The sequence below is a fragment of the Dialister sp. genome (assembly GCF_036343215.1).
GTDB lineage: Bacteria > Bacillota > Negativicutes > Veillonellales > Dialisteraceae > Dialister.
The window spans coordinates 1-17,425 of sequence record NZ_JAZASU010000031.1 but is presented as its reverse complement, the minus strand read 5'-3'; the positions used below and the strand labels follow the sequence as shown (position 1 = coordinate 17,425).

Annotated in this window: 18 protein-coding genes and 1 other RNA gene; 8 read left to right on the top strand and 11 right to left on the bottom strand. The window is 49.6% G+C overall.

What is annotated here, in order from left to right; genetic code table 11:
* On the top strand, window positions 1-579 hold a 579-nt coding region (rpsD, locus tag VZT47_RS06145), incomplete at its 5' end, for a 30S ribosomal protein S4 (protein WP_330224091.1).
* A gap of 335 nt (window positions 580-914) precedes the next feature.
* Here rpsD and VZT47_RS06140 read toward each other — a convergent pair.
* From VZT47_RS06140 to VZT47_RS06095, 10 genes are all read right to left on the bottom strand, one after another.
* Window positions 915-1,265, bottom strand: a complete 351-nt coding sequence (locus VZT47_RS06140) for a hypothetical protein (RefSeq protein ID WP_330224090.1) — start codon at window positions 1,263-1,265, stop codon at window positions 915-917.
* Window positions 1,266-1,280: 15 nt separating this feature from the next.
* Window positions 1,281-2,459 (bottom strand): molecular chaperone DnaJ, encoded by a 1,179-nt coding sequence (gene dnaJ / locus VZT47_RS06135; protein ID WP_330224089.1) that lies wholly within the window; start codon window positions 2,457-2,459, stop codon window positions 1,281-1,283.
* A 20-nt stretch (window positions 2,460-2,479) separates the two neighbouring features.
* Complete coding sequence (gene dnaK / locus VZT47_RS06130) at window positions 2,480-4,357, bottom strand: molecular chaperone DnaK (protein WP_330224088.1); 1,878 nt, start codon at window positions 4,355-4,357, stop codon at window positions 2,480-2,482.
* Window positions 4,358-4,418: 61 nt separating this feature from the next.
* Complete coding sequence (gene grpE / locus VZT47_RS06125; RefSeq protein ID WP_330224087.1) at window positions 4,419-5,066, bottom strand: nucleotide exchange factor GrpE; 648 nt, start codon at window positions 5,064-5,066, stop codon at window positions 4,419-4,421.
* 13 nt (window positions 5,067-5,079) lie between these two features.
* Window positions 5,080-6,144 (bottom strand): heat-inducible transcriptional repressor HrcA, encoded by a 1,065-nt coding sequence (gene hrcA / locus VZT47_RS06120; protein WP_330224086.1) that lies wholly within the window; start codon window positions 6,142-6,144, stop codon window positions 5,080-5,082.
* A 358-nt stretch (window positions 6,145-6,502) separates the two neighbouring features.
* Window positions 6,503-7,975: a DASS family sodium-coupled anion symporter gene (locus VZT47_RS06115; protein WP_330224085.1), complete on the bottom strand. Its 1,473-nt coding sequence runs from the start codon at window positions 7,973-7,975 to the stop codon at window positions 6,503-6,505.
* Window positions 7,976-8,580: 605 nt separating this feature from the next.
* Complete coding sequence (gene rpsR / locus VZT47_RS06110) at window positions 8,581-8,811, bottom strand: 30S ribosomal protein S18 (RefSeq protein ID WP_232217348.1); 231 nt, start codon at window positions 8,809-8,811, stop codon at window positions 8,581-8,583.
* Between the two features lie 32 nt (window positions 8,812-8,843).
* Window positions 8,844-9,401: a single-stranded DNA-binding protein gene (locus VZT47_RS06105; protein ID WP_330224084.1), complete on the bottom strand. Its 558-nt coding sequence runs from the start codon at window positions 9,399-9,401 to the stop codon at window positions 8,844-8,846.
* Between the two features lie 11 nt (window positions 9,402-9,412).
* Window positions 9,413-9,697 carry a 30S ribosomal protein S6 gene (rpsF, locus tag VZT47_RS06100; RefSeq protein ID WP_008860071.1) on the bottom strand — a complete coding sequence of 95 codons (285 nt, stop codon included), beginning with the start codon at window positions 9,695-9,697 and terminating at the stop codon, window positions 9,413-9,415.
* Window positions 9,698-9,909: 212 nt separating this feature from the next.
* Window positions 9,910-10,674, bottom strand: coding sequence for an SDR family NAD(P)-dependent oxidoreductase (locus tag VZT47_RS06095; protein ID WP_330224083.1), 765 nt, complete (start codon window positions 10,672-10,674; stop codon window positions 9,910-9,912).
* A gap of 87 nt (window positions 10,675-10,761) precedes the next feature.
* Here VZT47_RS06095 and VZT47_RS06090 point away from each other — a divergent pair, with 87 nt between their 5' ends.
* Window positions 10,762-11,382 (top strand): tetratricopeptide repeat protein, encoded by a 621-nt coding sequence (locus VZT47_RS06090; protein ID WP_330224082.1) that lies wholly within the window; start codon window positions 10,762-10,764, stop codon window positions 11,380-11,382.
* A 9-nt stretch (window positions 11,383-11,391) separates the two neighbouring features.
* Entirely contained in the window at window positions 11,392-11,700 is a 309-nt protein-coding gene (locus VZT47_RS06085) for a hypothetical protein (protein WP_330224081.1), read from the top strand.
* Window positions 11,701-11,741: 41 nt separating this feature from the next.
* On the opposite strand, the gene VZT47_RS06080 is transcribed toward VZT47_RS06085, so the two are convergent.
* A complete protein-coding gene (locus VZT47_RS06080; RefSeq protein WP_330224080.1) occupies window positions 11,742-13,232 on the bottom strand; it encodes a Na+/H+ antiporter NhaC family protein in 1,491 nt (496 codons plus the stop codon).
* A gap of 268 nt (window positions 13,233-13,500) precedes the next feature.
* Here VZT47_RS06080 and ffs point away from each other — a divergent pair.
* From ffs to VZT47_RS06055, 5 genes are all read left to right on the top strand, one after another.
* Window positions 13,501-13,600: signal recognition particle sRNA small type (ffs, locus tag VZT47_RS06075), an RNA gene on the top strand.
* A 134-nt stretch (window positions 13,601-13,734) separates the two neighbouring features.
* Entirely contained in the window at window positions 13,735-15,684 is a 1,950-nt protein-coding gene (gene dnaX / locus VZT47_RS06070) for a DNA polymerase III subunit gamma/tau (protein WP_330224079.1), read from the top strand.
* Window positions 15,685-15,728: 44 nt separating this feature from the next.
* The gene (locus VZT47_RS06065; protein WP_330224078.1) at window positions 15,729-16,055 is read left to right on the top strand and encodes a YbaB/EbfC family nucleoid-associated protein; all 327 of its coding nucleotides are present in this window, start codon (window positions 15,729-15,731) and stop codon (window positions 16,053-16,055) included.
* Complete coding sequence (gene recR / locus VZT47_RS06060; RefSeq protein WP_330224077.1) at window positions 16,055-16,645, top strand: recombination mediator RecR; 591 nt, start codon at window positions 16,055-16,057, stop codon at window positions 16,643-16,645. The genes VZT47_RS06065 and recR overlap by 1 nt, the downstream gene beginning before the upstream one ends.
* Window positions 16,646-16,936: 291 nt before the next feature.
* Window positions 16,937-17,188 carry an ABC transporter permease gene (locus VZT47_RS06055; RefSeq protein ID WP_330224076.1) on the top strand — a complete coding sequence of 84 codons (252 nt, stop codon included), beginning with the start codon at window positions 16,937-16,939 and terminating at the stop codon, window positions 17,186-17,188.
* Window positions 17,189-17,425: the final 237 nt, after the last annotated feature.

Sequence of the window (17,425 nt, the reverse complement as noted above, 5' to 3'; positions counted from 1 at the left end):
AATCTCCGTTTTAAGACAAGCAGACGTTTCGGCGTAAACGTATACGGCCATCCGAAAGCGTTAAAACGGCAGGTAGCAGACGCTCATCAGAAAAAACAGTCTGAATACGGCGTTCAGCTCGCAGAAAAACAGAAAGTGAAAGCGATGTACAACCTGCTGGAAAGGCAGTTCTACCGCTATTATGATAAAGCAAGGAGAATGTCCGGCGTCGTAGGCGAAAACCTGCTGTTCCTGCTCGAAACCAGACTGGACAACCTTGTATACCGTGCAGGCTTTGCACGCTCCATCCGTCAGGCACGCCAGATGGTAACCCACGGACTCATCACCGTCGACGGTAAGAGAGTCGACATCCCGTCCTACCCGGTACGCGCAGGCCAGGTCATTTCCCTGAAAGACGCTTACAGAACCAACGAAATGTTCAAGCAGTCCTTCCAGGAACTGAAATCCTTCGACCTCCCCTACCTCGAAAAATCCTTCGAAAACTGGACCGCAACCCTGACCAGATTCCCACAGAGAGACGAACTCCCCTACAAAGACGAAGTCAACGAAACCAACATCGTCGAACTGTACTCCAAGTAATAGAGAAACAGAAAAAGCTGAGGCAAAGCCTCAGCTTTTTTATTATACCTAATAATAAAGAAATCCCGGCCAGAGAAAATATCAATACTCATTCATCATCATGCTGCCGATCGCCAATCCCCACTTTTCCCCGGATGGGACAATCTGTGAAGCAGATAGATAGGTGTTTTAGAGGTACAAATCGAGACAGTCTCAACCCCAAAACAAAAGGGCCTCCCTTTAGAGAAGTTGACCTAAAAGGCCTGAAAGGGCAAAGTTTGAAAGAAACTGCACTTAGGACCGTAAACTTTCTATTCGAACATGCCCTCCGAAAGCCAAATCCAAAAATTCGGCGCTCACGAATTTGCATCACACCTCCCCTGTTCCCCAATTTCTAATTCATCCAAAAGGCCAAACTGCACTTTCACCAGTAAATTTCCCTGGTCGACCATGCCGCCCAAAGTCAAATTACCAAATTGCAAACTTTTCAATTTGCTGTCCACCACCTTCTTGCTTCTTGCTCTCCGTCTTTTTTTTACACAAAACATGACGTCAATGAATCTGCGCTCCACCGCCCCGAGTCCCGCAGGGTTTACATTCTCGATAAAAATTGTTAGTTCAACGCTGCAAAAAATATAGCAATGATGAGAACTCAGAGACCAGGAAATTTTATGCAATAAAAAGCATGGAGACGAATTGGTTTCCATGCTTTTCTATTTCCTTTATTTGAATGCATCAATGATCTTGTCCAAGAAGGAGCTCTTGCCTTTATACTGGTTACAGTCTTCGCCCATTTCATTGGCATAATGGAGGAGGGCGTTTTTCTGGTTTTCGTTGAGCCGTTTCGGTACGACGACGCGGACTTCGACGTATAGATCGCCTTTGCGGGCGGACTGGAGATGGGGCATGCCTTCGCCGGAGATGCGGAATCTTGTCCCATTCTGGGTACCGGCGGGGATCTTGAGCTCTACTTCTTTGTCGATGGTCCTGACTTTGATGGTGGAACCTAAGGCGGCTACGGGATAGGAGATGTCGACCATTCTGTAGAGGTCGTCTCCTTCTCTTTCAAAGTCAGGATCGTCTTTGACGAAGATATAGACGTAAAGGTCTCCCTTTGGTCCTCCCCGTTTGCCCGGTTCGCCTTCGCCGGCTATTCTCATCCGTACGCCGCTGTCGGCGCCGGCGGGAATATTGACTTCGATGGTTTTGGAGGCTCTTACGGTGCCGCTGCCATGGCATTTATGGCATTTGTTTCTGATAATTTTACCGGTGCCGTGACATTCGTTACAGGTGACGATATTCACCATCTGGCCGAAGGGACCGTTTCTGACGACTCTCTGCTGTCCCGTGCCATGGCAGGCCGGGCAGGTGTCTACGGAGGAACCCGGTTCAGCGCCATTTCCATGGCAGTGGTCGCAGACTTCATTTTTCGTGACGGAGAATTTCTTCTTCACTCCCGTGAAGGCTTCACGAAGGGTGATGGTCATATCATAGCGAAGGTCTGCGCCCTGTTCGGGTCCATTATTTCTTCTGCGGCTTCCTCCGGTGAACATGTCGAAGATGTCTCCCATATCGAATCCGCCGAAGTCGAATCCCTGTCCATTGAAGCCGCCCTGTCCGAATCCTCCGAATCCCCCCGCCCCGGCTCCTGCTCCGCCCCGGGATGCCTGGGTGAAGGCATCGTGGCCGAGCTGGTCATACTGGGCTCTTTTGTCGGCATCGGAGAGTACATGGTAAGCTTCGTTGACTTCCTTGAATTTTTCTTCTGCCGCTTTGGGGTTGTCTTTGTTCAGATCCGGATGGTACTTGCGGGCAAGTCTTCTATATGCTTTTTTGATTTCGTCGTCCGAGGCGTTTTTGTTGACGCCCAGGATATCATAGTAATCCTTGCTGTCTGCCATTTAGAAATCTCTATTCCTGATTATTTGTCGTCGTCAACGACTTTATAATCAGCATCTACTACATTGTCTTTGTCTTTTTTGGCTCCGCCCTGGGGTCCCTGCTGTGCGCCCTGGGCATTCTGGGCCTGCTGCTGGGCTTGCTGGGCCTGCTGAGCCTGCTGGTACAGTTTTTCGGTCAGTTCGTGGAGCGGTTTGGTGAGGGCTTCGGCATCAGCTTTGATTTTTTCGGTGTCGTCGCCTTTGAGGGTTTCTTTCAGTTTGGCAATGGCGTCATTGACTTCTTTGACTTTTGCCTGGTCTGCTTTGTCGCCCAGTTCTTTGATGGTCTTTTCAGCCTGGTAAATCAGGGCTTCGGCGTTATTCTTTGCGGTGATGGCTTCTTTGCGTTTCTTGTCTTCTGCTTCATGGGCCTTTGCGTCGTCCTGCATTCTCTTGATTTCTTCATCAGAGAGGCCGGAGGAGGAGGTAATGTCGATCTTCTGTTCTTTGCCGGTGCCGAGATCTTTTGCGGAAACATGGACAATGCCGTTGGCATCGATATCAAAGGTGACCTGAATCTGAGGAATTCCCCGCGGAGCCGGAGGAATGTCGGAGAGTTCGAAGCGGCCAAGGGTCTTGTTGTCGGCTGCCATCGGTCTTTCGCCCTGGAGTACGTGAATGTCTACAGAGGGCTGGTTATCCACTGCGGTGGAGAATACCTGGGTCTTGGAGGTCGGGATGGTGGTATTTCTCTTGATCATGGTGGTGAAGACGCCGCCCAGGGTTTCAATGCCCAGGGACAGAGGAGTAACGTCAAGGAGAAGTACGTCTTTGACTTCACCTTTGAGTACACCTGCCTGAATAGCTGCACCTACAGCTACAGATTCATCCGGGTTGACTCCCTTGGATGGTTCTTTACCGAATTTATTTCTAATGAGGGTCTGAACGGCCGGGATACGGGAAGAACCGCCGACGAGAAGAATCTTGTCGATATCGCCAATGGAGAGACCTGCATCTTTCATAGCACGGTCCATAGGTTCTACAGTTGCCTGTACGAGGTCTTCGGTGATACGGTCAAATTCTGCACGGGTCAGGGTCCCTTCGAAGTGAACCGGGGTGCCGTCTTCATCGACTGTGAGGAAGGGCAGGTTGATTTCGGTGGACATCATGCTGGAGAGTTCGATCTTTGCTTTTTCGCCGGCTTCCTTGAGGCGCTGGTTGGTCATGGGGTCACGTTTCAGCGGGAAACCATTCTGTTTCTGGAAGGTATCTGCAATCCAGTCCATCACACGGGCATCGAAATCATCGCCGCCCAGATGACCGTTGCCGGAAGAAGCTTCTACTTCAAATACTCCGTCAGCGAGGTCCAGGATGGAAACATCGAATGTACCGCCGCCCAGGTCATAGACCAGGAATCTGTGTTCTTTGCCGTCTTTGATCTTGTCCAGGCCATATGCGAGAGCCGATGCGGTCGGTTCGTTAATGATACGGAGGACTTTCAGTCCTGCGATGGCGCCGGCATCTTTGGTGGCCTGACGCTGGCTGTCGGTGAAGTAAGCCGGGCAGGTAATGACAGCTTCGGTGACTTTTTCACCCAGGTAAGCTTCTGCGTCGACTTTCAGTTTCTGAAGGATCATGGCAGAAATTTCCTGTGGGGTGTAGGATTTGTCATCGATAGTGACTTTGTAATCGCTGCCCATGTGACGTTTAATGGAAACCACGGTGCGATGGGGGTTGGAAACAGCCTGGCGCTTTGCCAGCTGGCCTACCAGTCTTTCACCGGTTTTCTTGGAGAAGCCGACTACGGAAGGAGTGAGTCTGGAGCCTTCTGCGTTCGGGATAACGACCGGTTCGCCGCCTTCCATGACAGCGACTACGGAGTTGGTTGTACCTAAATCAATACCAATTACTTTTGACATTTCAAAATGTCCCCTTTCGTTATATTTTACTAATTTGGATTTTTTATATATGCTGCCAAGGTCAGTTGTTCTTCACAACCTGGACTCTGGCAGGACGTAATACCGTATCTTTGTACATATAGCCTTTCTGGAATACGTTGGCTACTGTTTCATCTTCTTTTTCATCGGATTCCACCATCATGACGGCTTCATGGAAATGGGGATCAAAGGGCTTGCCCTCTGCCTCCATTTCGGTGACTCCGAAGTCATTCATGATCTTCAGAAGCTGTTTCTGGAGAAGTTCGAAGCCCTTTGCATAGGCTTCGCTGCCTTCCTGTTTCTTCATATGCTTCAGGGCCAGTTCGCAGTTGTCCAGGATGGGCAGGAAATTCTTCAACGTTTCGGACTTGTAGATGTCTGCCGCTTTGGCATCGTTTTCTCTCGTACGGCGGCGGAAATTGTCGAAATCCGCCTGCAGTCTCACATACTGGGAAAGGGCTGCCTGCAGCTTTGCGTCTCCTGCTTTCACTTTACTTTCTGCTTCGTTGGCCCGTTTCTGGGCTTCGGCGGCCTGCTTTGTCAGGAAAATGACCTGCTGCTGCAGTTCTTCTGCCGTGGGCTTCGGGATTTCTTTTGTTTCCTGTCTCGGTTCAGCCTTCGGCGCTTCACCGGAAGACGCTTTCTGGTTAACCTCTACTTTTACGTCGACTTTGACTTTCTCGTCTTTCATCGGGTTCCTCCTATTATTCTTTATTCTTCAGAAGTGTATCCAGTCTCTGCTGCATGAAACGCATCATGCCGATAATCCGGCTGTACTGCATTCGTGTGGGCCCAAGGACGGCCACAGACCCGATCACCCGGCCGTTCGAGGAGAACTGGGCACGGACGATAGAGAGGTCCGAGAGGGATTTCACTGTATTTTCTGTACCGATATGCACGGCAATGGGCTGGTCGGAACTGGAAAGAAGCATGCTCTGCAGCATATCTCTCTGTTCGAGGAGGTTCAGGATATCCTGCATTTTTTCCACATTCTTAAATTCCGGCTGTTCGATCAGCTGGGAGGCGCCGCCGGAATAGACTTCTTTCGGCGGGGTCAGGGCCTGTTGGAGCGCTTTGAACACATTCACATAGGGGCTCAGGTCTTTTTCTATTTCCTTCTGAAAGGAAAGGATGGCCCTTTCGTCCATAGTCCCGATTTCCCGGTCATGGAGGAAATGGTTCATCTTGTCCGCTAGGAGCTGCATTTCATCGAAGGTCGTCCCTTTGGGAATTTCTACGACTGCATTTGACACGTCTCCCTGATCGGAAACGACGAGAAGAATGGCCCGGATGCCGTCCAGCGGCAGGAAACGGATGTAATTGAATTTCTTCTTTGCCCCCGCTGAAGTGGCCACCGACAGGTTATGAGTCAGGGCTGCCACGGCTTTGGCCATGTTCCGGAAGATTTCATCCACCCTTGTCACATGGTTGAGCAGCATATGGTCAATCATGGATTCCTCTTCGCTGGTGACCGGGGAAGGCTGCATGAGCCAGTCAACGTAAAAACGATATCCCTTGATGGAAGGGATACGTCCTGCGGAAGTATGGGGCTGTTCCAGATAGCCTTCGTCCTCCAGATCCTGCATTTCGTTACGAATAGTGGCGCTGCTGACGCCTAAATCGTATTTCCTGGCAATGGTCCGGGATCCGACGGGTTCTGCCGTATCGGCATAATCCTGAACGACTGCCCAGAGGACTTTTCTTTTTCTTTCATTCAATTCATTGGCGCCCAGATGGTCGCCCTCATTTTTTGCTCTTCGTGCTGCCATGTTATCACCTTGTTATTAGCACTCATTAGCTTTGAGTGCTAACTTACGATACTAGAATATCATTCATGCCCCGCCTTGTCAAGACTTTCGGGCACTTTTAAAGCAAATTCACAATAAATAAAAAAGAAATACAATGGCTCATAATCAGGATGAATGGCTGAAATGATAAAGTGATCAGTTCTCAGTTCATAGTGATCAGTGAAAGGGTGGTCTTCATTGAAAATGTAAAAATTATATATAAAAAGGCCGCCTCACATGTGTGAAGGCGGCCACAACCACTGAGAACTGATAACTAATCACTGATAACTCTATTTCCAAACGTTTCAAAAGAGAATATCGATCAGGGTACAGTCCCCTTTCATCCCACATATCCCAGCCAGTGCCAGTAGGTGGCAGAGAAGATCAGGATGGCGATCAGGGAAAGGATGGTGAAGGGAATACCGGTAATCAGGAAATCTTTGGACGTAATATAACCGGTACTGTAGGCAATCATGTTCTGCGGCGCGTTGACCGGCAGGATATAGCCATAGGAAACAGTGAACTGCAGGATCATGGTCATGTAGAGCACATTGATTCCCGGCGTCTTAACGCTCTGCAGCACGGCAATGACGATTGGAATCATGGCCGAAGCAAGGCCCGTGGCGCTCGCAAAGCCCAGATGAATAACGGTAAGGAAGAAAGCGAGTATAGCCAGGATGACGAGAGGAGTCATGGTTTCCATACCGAAGAGAGCCACGAAATGGTGGGCCAGCCAGATGGCAGCCCCCGATTTCAGGAGAGCCGTGCCAAGGCTGATGCCTACGCCGAAGAGAAGGACGGTGCCCCAGTTGATATGAGGTACAGCCTGTTTCCAGGTCATGACGCCGATCTTCGGCATCATCATGATCATAATCCCCGCTACGGTCACAGTCGTGGTATCAAAGGGATGAAGTTTCTTTTCCGTGACCCAGAAGAACAGGAGGAGGAAGGAAACAATGAGCAGTTTCTTTTCCCCCAGGGAAACCGGTCCCATTTCTTTCAACATCTTTTCCAGCGCTTCCCGGCCGCCGGGCATTTCCTTGATTTCTGGCGGAATGGTATAAATCAGGAGGAAGTACAGGACCACGGACATAATAGCCGCATAGGGAGCAGCGGCGATGAACCATTCAATCCAGGAAATATCCTGGCCCAGCACCTGCTGGATAAAGCCGATGGCCACCATATTCTGGGCAGCTGCCGTCTTGATACCGATATTCCACAGGGAGTCTGCCTGAGCCACGGCCATCATCAGTACGGCGGCAAAGGGAGAACCCTCTTTCAGCCCAAAGGCCCTGATAATTCCGACTACGATCGGAACCATGCAGGATACACGGGCCGTGGTGGATGGTACAAAGAAGGAAAGCAGGAAACCTACGAAAATAACGCCGATGACAAGGTGGTTGGATTTCACGCCGATATGGGACATAACCACCAGGGCGATTCGTTTATCCAGCCCTGTGATCATCATGCCCGCCGACAGGAACATGGCCCCTGCCACCAGTGCCCAGGCTGTCGTTGAAAATCCCCCCAGGGCCATCTTCATGGCATTGGCCGTTCCCAGGATGGCTGTCGGTTTGGCCGGATTAGGCGCCGTGCCCAGTGAAAATGCCATCAGCACCATGATGATGAATGCGCTGACCGGGTAAGTCACGCCTTCGGTCATCCAGATGATGACTGCAAATGCAAGAATTCCGATGAGCCTGTGACCCTGGGTAGGCAAATCGACAGGCGTCGGGAACAGCCAGACGATGATCATGGCCGCCAGCGCAACCCACAAGCCGATTTTCTTACCGATCCCCTCTGATTGATTCATACTTTCACCCCCAAAACAAAAAAGACCGAAGTCATGAAACGGTACCCTTCCGTTCCACTCTTGCCGGTCCATCCCGGTAACAAAAAAATCCTGCGCTGCCCCATGGCAGCCAGGAGTTTCTTTGCTCGGTCTGTTTACTTAACTAAAGTATAGCCCTGCCGTTTCAGAGTGTCAACCAATATGATTATTATGACTGGATATAGAAATAATCATTACTTGAAATCATGAATCATGCCGCCGGCGAAAATAGTGCGAGGGTTTGGCCGCCCGAAGCAATGGCCAGCTGCAGAGAAAGAAAGCTGGCGAGATACAGAAACATGGATACTTTCAACTGGAAATATGGTTAGCATTTAGCCGTTAGCCGTTAACCGTGTCCCTGTCCGCATTAAGATAGAGATGCAGCTATTATATTTCATTTTCATTGAAATACAGAATTGGCCCGCCATCCAGTCTACAGCAGATCTCCTGCACTGATCACCAGGAACTGATCACTTTATCATTTCCGGCAATTCTACATTTGTGTAATGACTGGCCTTCCCGACCGCGATGTCATTTCAGGCATCAAAAAACCGTGAAGCCATAGGACTTCACGGTTTTGATTGTAATCAGTCAGCGCTGAAGGGAAGCAGGGCGATGGCTCTTGCTCTCTTGATAGCGAGGTTGATTTTGCGCTGATGTTTTGCGCAGGTTCCGGTTACGCGACGGGGCAGAATCTTGCCTCTTTCGGAAACGAAACGACGCAGTGCGGCGACATTTTTGTAATCAATGGTGTCTACGTGATCTACGCAGCACTGGCAGACCTTTCTTCTCGGTCTTCTTACTCTATCTCTTCTGATCATGCTTTATTGTCCTCCAAAATCGATGTTTTTCAGAACGGAATGTCTTCATCCTTGGAAGAAGGTCCGAACTGACCAAAATCACCTTTCGGCTGGTTATTCTGGCCGGCAGCCCCAAAGCTGCCATTATTTCCGAAATTGTTATTTCCGCCGAAGCCGCCGTTTCCACCGAAACCGCCATTTCCGCCGAAATTATTATTTCCGTTGTAGCCATTATTTCCGCCGTAGGAATTGCCCTGAGGCTGCTGTCCATAGGAAGAACCGCCGGCTATGCTCAAAGGAATGGCAATCAGGTTTGCATTCACTTCGGTCACATACCGTTTGGTACCATCCTGTGCTTCATAGGAACGGGTAGTGTAACGACCTTCAACAAAGACCCGGGTTCCTTTTCTCAGCTGGTTTCCCGCAGCTTCTGCCCAGGGACCCCAAGCAACAACGTTGATCCAGTCAGTAATCTCCCTCTGTTCGCCCTGGGGATTGGTGAAATTGCGATTCACTGCAACCGTAAAGGATGCTACGGCACGGCCGGTCTTTGTAGCGCGAACAACCGGATCCCGAGCCAGGTTACCCATAATCTGAACTGAATTCATAGTGCTGCCTCTTAGTCATCCTGTTTAACAATGATATGACGGATAATTTCTTCATGAATCTTGATAACGCGGTCAAGTTCTTTAATCTGCGCCGGGTCAGCCTGGAAATCTACTACTACGTAGTATCCTTCACTCTGATGCTTGACTTCGTACGCAAGATGACGTTTGCCCCATTCATCCGTGTTGTCGATGGTGCCGCCAATTCTGGTAATGGTATCCTGCACCAGCTTAACAGCAGCTTTGATTACTTCATCATTAGCTGCATTCACAATGAACATAACTTCATACTTTTTCACGAAATTCGCCTCCTTTTCGGACCTATGTCCCGCACTCTCTGCGGGCCAGGAAGTTTCTTGCCAAATAGCAAGCTTAATTATTATACAGGAAACGGCGCCAAAAAGCAAATGAAATTTTAAATTTCTTCTACATTTTTAATGATATTTTCCTCTTGAAAACGCCGGATGTCTTTCCCTTCACCAACCGCCGGTTATGGACAGAGGAACCACCATTATTTTTTCTTCTTGCTCACCATGAAACCTGTAGCTTGCTGATTTGCCATGATAACCACATCGGAAATCTGTACCCGTTTCGGCTGATCTGCCACGAAAGCAATAATATTGGCAATATCTTCTGCCTGCAGCGCATCCACACCTTCATAAACGGAAGCAGCCCTCTTTTTATCTCCATGGAAACGAACTTCACTGAACGGAGTTTCCACGATTCCCGGCTGAATCGTAGTCACTTTAATATTACTGTCAATTACATCAATCCGGACACCGTCACTGAAAGTTTTTACGGCTGCCTTCGTCGCACAATATACGGCGGCTCCTGCGTAAGCATAAAGGCCTGCCGTAGAACCCATATTGATGATATGCCCTTTATTGGCTTTGAGCATGGACGGCAGGAAGGCGCGGGTCATGAGGAAAAGGCCTTTTATGTTTGTTTCCACCATCTGGAGGATATCGGCCTCATCCGTTTCCCCATAGGGTTCCAGACCCCTCGCAAGGCCTGCATCATTCAGGAGGATATAAGGCGTTCCCACTTCCTTGAGGCACCAGGAGGTGACGTCATGGATTTCCTCCGGATTCCGTACGTCCAGTTTATAAGTGGTGACGGAAACCTTTTCCTTCTCTTCTATTTCTTTTTTCACCTGTGCCAGCTTTTCTTCATTTCTCGCTGCCAGGACCAGATCATATCCTTTTTCTGCCAAGGCTTTTGCCGAAGCGAGACCAATCCCGCTGGTAGCCCCTGTGATGAATGCAAAATGACTCATTTCATTCTCCTTCTGCTATAATAATAGGAAATATATTTTTATTATACCCAATTTCAATTCCCTGTCACAGGGGAAAAGGAGTCACTCATGAAATACCTGCCCATTGTGCTCATGCTGTCATCGGCCCTCATTTTCTCCGGTTGCGGCAAAGAGGAAAAGCCGGCTCCGCCGCCGGCCGCTTCTTCTGCCCCGGCGCCCCAAATCCATGAAATTGCTAAAGAATCGGTGGAAATCTATCAAAAAGCTCTCTCCGCCTATGGAAGCGGAGATCATAAGACAGCCCTGAAGCTGGCGGAGGAGGCTCTTTCCAAAGACCGTGAAAATTACAAAGCCCTCTCCCTCAAGGGAATCATTGAGGCCTTTGACAGCTCCCCGGAAAAAGGGATAGAAACTATAAAGAAATCCCTTGCCATCCATCCGGACTATACCCAGGCTTTTTTCGACATGGCCATGGCTCAGAAGCTCTCGAAGCATTATGATGAATCCATCCGGTATTTCCAGAAGGTCATTGCCAAAGACCCGCAGAATACCTGGTCCTACTATGGGATCGCCACCAACTATGCGGACAAACGGGATAAGGCCAGGGCCCTGGAATACCTGAAAAAAGCCCTGTCCCTGGACCCGCAGAATGTACGGCCCGAGGCCGCCACCCAGGACCATTTCCTCTGGCTCCACGGGGACAAAGATTTCGAAGCGCTCCTGAAGTAAGGAGGATTTATGAAATACGCGTTCATCCTTTCCATTCTTTCCCTGGTGCTCTACCACGATACCTTCCTCTCCGCCGCCGGCGTGCTGGGATATGTGGCAGGGATTTTCTTCCTCGTTACTTATCGGGAGAAGTCTTCCATCCTGGCCATCGGCTGCATTGCCGCCGCCATCATCACCCTGATGTACTTTTCCTGGGATTTTTCCTTTGAAGGATACATGCACATCGGGATTGCCTGGTCCATGACCATCACCGCTTTTGTAGTCATCCTCACCCTGGTCAGTCTCGTGATGAAAATCAAAGAAAAGCTGACAAAGTAAGCATCAAAAAACTGCGGAGCCGAAGCCCCGCAGTTTTTATTTTATTTCTCTGACTTGAATTTGAAGCAGAATGCAAGGATGAGGACCATACAGATGATTGCTGCCGCATCGCCGAAGATACCGCTTCTGGTAATTCCATCTACCGCATAGCCCGCTACACAGCTGATTGCCACTACGATGACGTAAGGAATCTGGGTGGAAACATGGTCAATATGATGGCACTGGGCGCCTGCCGATGCCAGGATGGTGGTATCGGAAATCGGGGATACATGGTCGCCGCCGACTGCACCGGCCAAAACGGCAGATACCGTCATGATCATGAGCTGGGTATCGCTGCCGACGACTGCCAGGACGATGGGGATCAGGATACCGAAAGTGCCCCAGGAAGTACCGGTTGCAAAGGCAAGTCCGATGGCTACCAGGAAGAAAAGTGCCGGGAGCATCATGCCGATGGTGGAGCTGTTGGAAACGACAGAGCCTACATAGCCGCCGATATTGAGGTATTCCTTGCCTACGATACCGGAAAGGGTCCAGGCCAGGGTCAGAATCATGATGGCGGAAGTCATCTGTTTGAAGCCTTCCACGAAGCAGCTGCAGAAATTGGAGAAATCAAGAACTTTTCTCGGGATGTAAAGAACGAAAGTGAATACCAGTCCGATGAAGGACCCGATGACAAGGCCTCTCGCGGATTCGCAGTTGGCAAACGATTCAGCCACGCCTTTTCCTTCCAGGACACCGCCGGTATAAAGCATTCCGAAGATACATCCGCCAATGAGGACGACCAGTGGAAGAATCAGGTCGATGATCTGTCCATTTCCTACGGGAGCGCTGGATTCTTCATCCGCATATTCCGCCGGAATCACGAGAGTCCCGCCGCTCTGCTTTTCATAAGCTGCCATACGGGAGAAATCTTTTCCCGTCCAGATAATGATAATCATGAAAATCAAGGTGAGCCATGCATACAGATTGAGCGGAATCGTTTCAAGGAAAAGGGCAAATCCATCGATCGTGCTGTCTTCCGGAAGTGAAGACGTAACAGCCGCTGCCCAGCTGGAAACAGGAGCAATAATGCAGACCGGAGCTGCCGTAGCATCGATGACATAGGCCAGTTTGGCACGGGTGACCTTGAACCGGTCGGTAACCGGTCTCATAACCGTACCAACGGTAAGACAGTTGAAATAGTCGTCGATAAAAATCAGGACCCCGAGAAGCATGGTAACGAAAAGAGCACTCTTTTTGCTGCTGATCTTCCTTGCCGCATAATCACCATAAGCCCGGGAAGCACCTGATTTCTGAATAGCCGCAACCATGATCCCCAGAAGAACCAGGAACACCAGGATATATACATTGGCTCCCACCTTGTCGGACATGATCTTGAACATCACATCGATGGCTCCAAGTATACTGAACCCGGAAAACATAAGAGCACCGATAAATATACCGATTGCCAGGGACATATACACTTCTTTGGTGGCCAGCGCCAGTATGATTGTGACGACCGGAGGCACCAGGGACCAGATTGTTTCTGCCATAAGCTACCATCCTCTCCATTTAATCGGCAGGCTCTCCCCACCTGCCTTATTTTATTTGTTTAATTATACATCAAATTAAAGGATGTGAAAATATGGAAATATAAATTTTATATATTTACAGTAAATATTCTATTTTTAAAACCGATATGTCCATTTTCCATTTTTACCTGCCGGCCCGGGAACCGGCAGGATTTAAAATTTATTTTGCAAAATTTCAAAAATGATGTATAATATGATTCGTGGCTCTGCAGTACTGATTTATGGCAGTCTCCGGGCCCCGTGCAATGGAATCCCATGAACCCTGTCAGGTCCGAGAGGAAGCAGCAGTAAGTGGCCCTTTCCATGTGACACGGTGCATCCTGGAGGCTGTCATAAATGAGGACTGCAGATTTTTATTGTCCGAAACCGGAATATATATAGTATAATAAAAAATACAGTATAAATTTATTTCCAACCATATAAAGGACTTTTCCCTTTCAGATATTGTTTTTCGGGAGGATTCATGGCTTACCTCGCACTTTACAGAAAATGGCGCCCCCGCACTTTTGCAGAAGTAGTCGGTCAGAAACATATTTCCATCCCCCTCCAGCGGGCAATCGAACAGGACCGCCTTGCCCATGCCTACCTCTTTTCCGGCCCCCGGGGCACCGGGAAGACCAGTATGGCAAAAATTCTAGCCAAGGCCGTCAACTGCCTGAATCCCCAGGGATCGAACCCCTGCAATGAATGCAGGAGCTGCAAAGAAATCAACAGCGGGTCCTCGCTGGACGTTTACGAAATCGATGCCGCTTCGAACAGGGGCATCGAGGAAATCCGCGCACTGAAAGAATCAGTCCGGACCCTGCCGGCAGCGAACAGGAAAAAAGTATACATTATCGATGAAGTTCATATGCTGACAAAGGAAGCTTTCAATGCTCTCCTGAAAACGCTGGAAGAACCGCCGTCCCATGTACTCTTCATTCTCGCCACCACGGAACCGGAAAAAATCCCCCTTACCATCCTTTCCCGCTGCCAGCGGTATGAATTCCACCGCATTTCCGTAGAAGATATCCGGAACCATCTCCTTCGTATCGCAAAGGAAAGCAGTCTCAAGCTCACAGAAAGTGCGGCAGATCTCATTGCCGTCAGGGCAGACGGAGGCCTGCGTGATGCCCTGTCCCTTCTGGATCAGTGTACTTCGGCATCCGAATCCGGCGTGCTGGACGCAAAAGAAGTTTATGACCTTCTGGGACTCACGGGGAAAGACCAGATTCTCGAATTATCCCATCATATTTTCAATGGAAAAAGCGGTGAAACCCTGACCCTCTTCTATACCATTCTTCAGGAAGGGAAAGAACCGGCTGCCATTCTCCGGGATTTGCTGGAACATTTCAGAAATCTCATGATCTGCAGAATCAATCCTAAAGCGCCTGAACTTTCCGCCTACGGTGATAAAGCAGACATCCTGCGTTCCGATGCTGAAAAGCTGACCGAGCCCTATCTGGATGCCCTCTTTGATTATCTGCATCAGGCCCTGAGCGAGACAAAGAGAAGTTCTTCTCCCCGTCTCAGCGCAGAAATGGGCCTGCTCCATCTTTGCCGCATCCGGGGTTCTAAATCCCTGGACTCCCTGGCAGAAAGGGTAGCGCAGCTGGAGGAAGAAATCAAAACCCTTCGAAAGGGCCTCCCCTCTAATCAGGAAAATCCATTCCCGGCCGGGCCGGTTCGAAGGGCGGAGCCCGCTTTTCCCGAACCTTCGACAGGACCGGTCCCTGCACCTGCCCCGAAAAAGGAAATAAGGATTCCCTCCCCTCTGCCGGTGAAGCCAACCAGTCCGACAGGGACAAAACAGAAAGCAGAAAAATCGTCCGCTCCCAAATTGGCGCCGGTCCCGGAATCTTCCGGAAATACGATTAAACGACAGGCTCCGCCGAAGATTTCTCCCGCTGCCGCTTCTCCTCGTGCACCCGCGAAATCTCAGTCTGCCGCCCTCATCAACCCTGCTCTTTATCCGGAGCTATGGAAAAAAGTACTTGATTACTTCATGTCCATTCACCGGATCGATATCCTCACCTGTTTCCGCAAAAGCACTCTGATTTACTGTTCGAAAGCAAGAGCTGTCGTTTCCGCACCCCAGCAGTTTCTTGTAATCGCCGGCAATAACAAAGATTATCAGAAGGCGGCTGCTGAAGCTTTCAACCGTATCATCGGATCACCCCTTCAGGTCCATACCATATTGAGAGGCAGTGCGGAAGAGGCCGATACCCTCTCCCGGTTAAAAGCTGAGCAGGCAGCCTCGCCACTGCAGGAAGCCGGAACGGATACGCCTTCACCTGCCGGACAGGATACAGAAAACGAAGACCATTATCATCCGGTGGACCCGGACCACATTTCCCGGGCTGACAGAAATGACCCTTCTTTAAAGGAAGCCTTGAAAATCATGGCTGACTGTGATATATATGAAAAAGACTGATTTTAAATTCCGGCGATGCCGGGACCGTTAAGGAGGAACTATTTATGTTCGGAAATAAAGCACAGATGCAGAATATGCTGAAAAAAGCCCGTAAAATGCAGGAAGAACTGCAGAAGAAACAGGAAGCTCTGAAAAAACAGACCGTAGATGTATCCGTTGGCGGCGGCGCTGTAGCCCTCACCATGAATGGTGAAAAACAGATTGTTTCCCTGAAAATTTCGAAAGATGCCATCGATCCGGAAGATCCGGAAATGCTGGAAGACCTCATTACCACGGCTGTCAACGAAGCAGGTAAAAAAGCGGATGAAATGGTCCAGAAGAGCATGAGCGAAGTCACCGGCGGCCTTGGCCTTCCCGGCGGAATGTTCTGATGAATAGAGAACTGGATGAAGTGGCCCAGCAGTTTCGAAAGCTGCCGGGTATCGGAGTCAAAAGCGCAAGACGGCTCGCCTATTTCATGATGGAGAGGCCCCAGGAGGAAGTGGATGATTTCCTCGAGACCATCCGGAATGCCAGAAGCAAAGTATGCTATTGCAGTCACTGCTGCAATCTGGCGATTTCCGATCCCTGCGATATCTGCAGCGATGAGAAAAGGGATCACTCCACCATCTGCGTGGTGGAGCAGCCCCAGGATGTAACGGCCATGGAACAGAGCCAGGAATATCATGGTCTCTACCATGTCCTTCACGGCGCCCTTTCTCCCCTGGACGGGATCGGTCCCGAACAGCTCAAGATCAAAGAGCTCCTGAAACGGCTGGAAACGGATGAGGTGAAAGAAATCATCATCGCCACCGACCCTGACCCGGAAGGAGAAGCCACTGCATTTTATCTTTCCCGTCTCATTAAACCGGCAGGCATCAAAGTCACCCGCATCGGGCGCGGAATTCCTGCAGGCGGAGCCATCGGCTACTCCGACGGCATGACCCTGGCAGGAGCCGTGGAAAACCGTAAGGAAATGTAATGCAGGGCTATAGTTAAACAGACATATTTTATTTAAGAACTTCGGGAAATACAGTTAATAGTTAACAGTCATCAGTGCCCCTGACTGCCTTTCCATAGTGAGCGATACGGCTTTGCTCTCAGGGAATACAGGTAAAAATGGCCCGCCATTGATTGGATGCAGGCCTTCCTTCACGGATAACTACGAACTGATAACTGAAAACTTCGTAATTTCCGGCCGTTCAACCTGTTGTGTAATGAATTGTATACCCCTCTATCCTGCCCCTGAGGCAGAACCGTTCTGGAGGCATTTATGCTTGAATCTTTAGGAGCCCTCGGAGGCTATGGCATCACCAGTATCATCATCATCGTGATCGCCTTTTTCTTCTTTGTCCATGCGGTGAAGAAAGTCGTGGGAAATATCATAGGCGGCGGCATTCTTTTCTACCTGCTGAATACCCTCGGCATCACCCATATGACCTGGGATTTTACCAATGGAATCATCGTAGCCCTTTTCGGCGTACCGGGAACCATATTCCTGGCAATCATGGACATTATTATGTAAATGCAAAAAACAGTGGAAAAATTTCCACTGTTTTTTTATTGCCTCTTTTCTCTTAAAACCGTCACCCCGCCGATGGCTATTGGAGAATGGCTGACTGCTAACGGCTAACTGCTGTTATGAAGTGACCGTTGTCAAGAGGTAATTTGCGACTTTTCAACGATTCACCCTTGGAGCCATGCATCGGTTCCTCCTTAATGACATCTGGGAAAGACCCTGGTCTACGGACTTACGGCATTT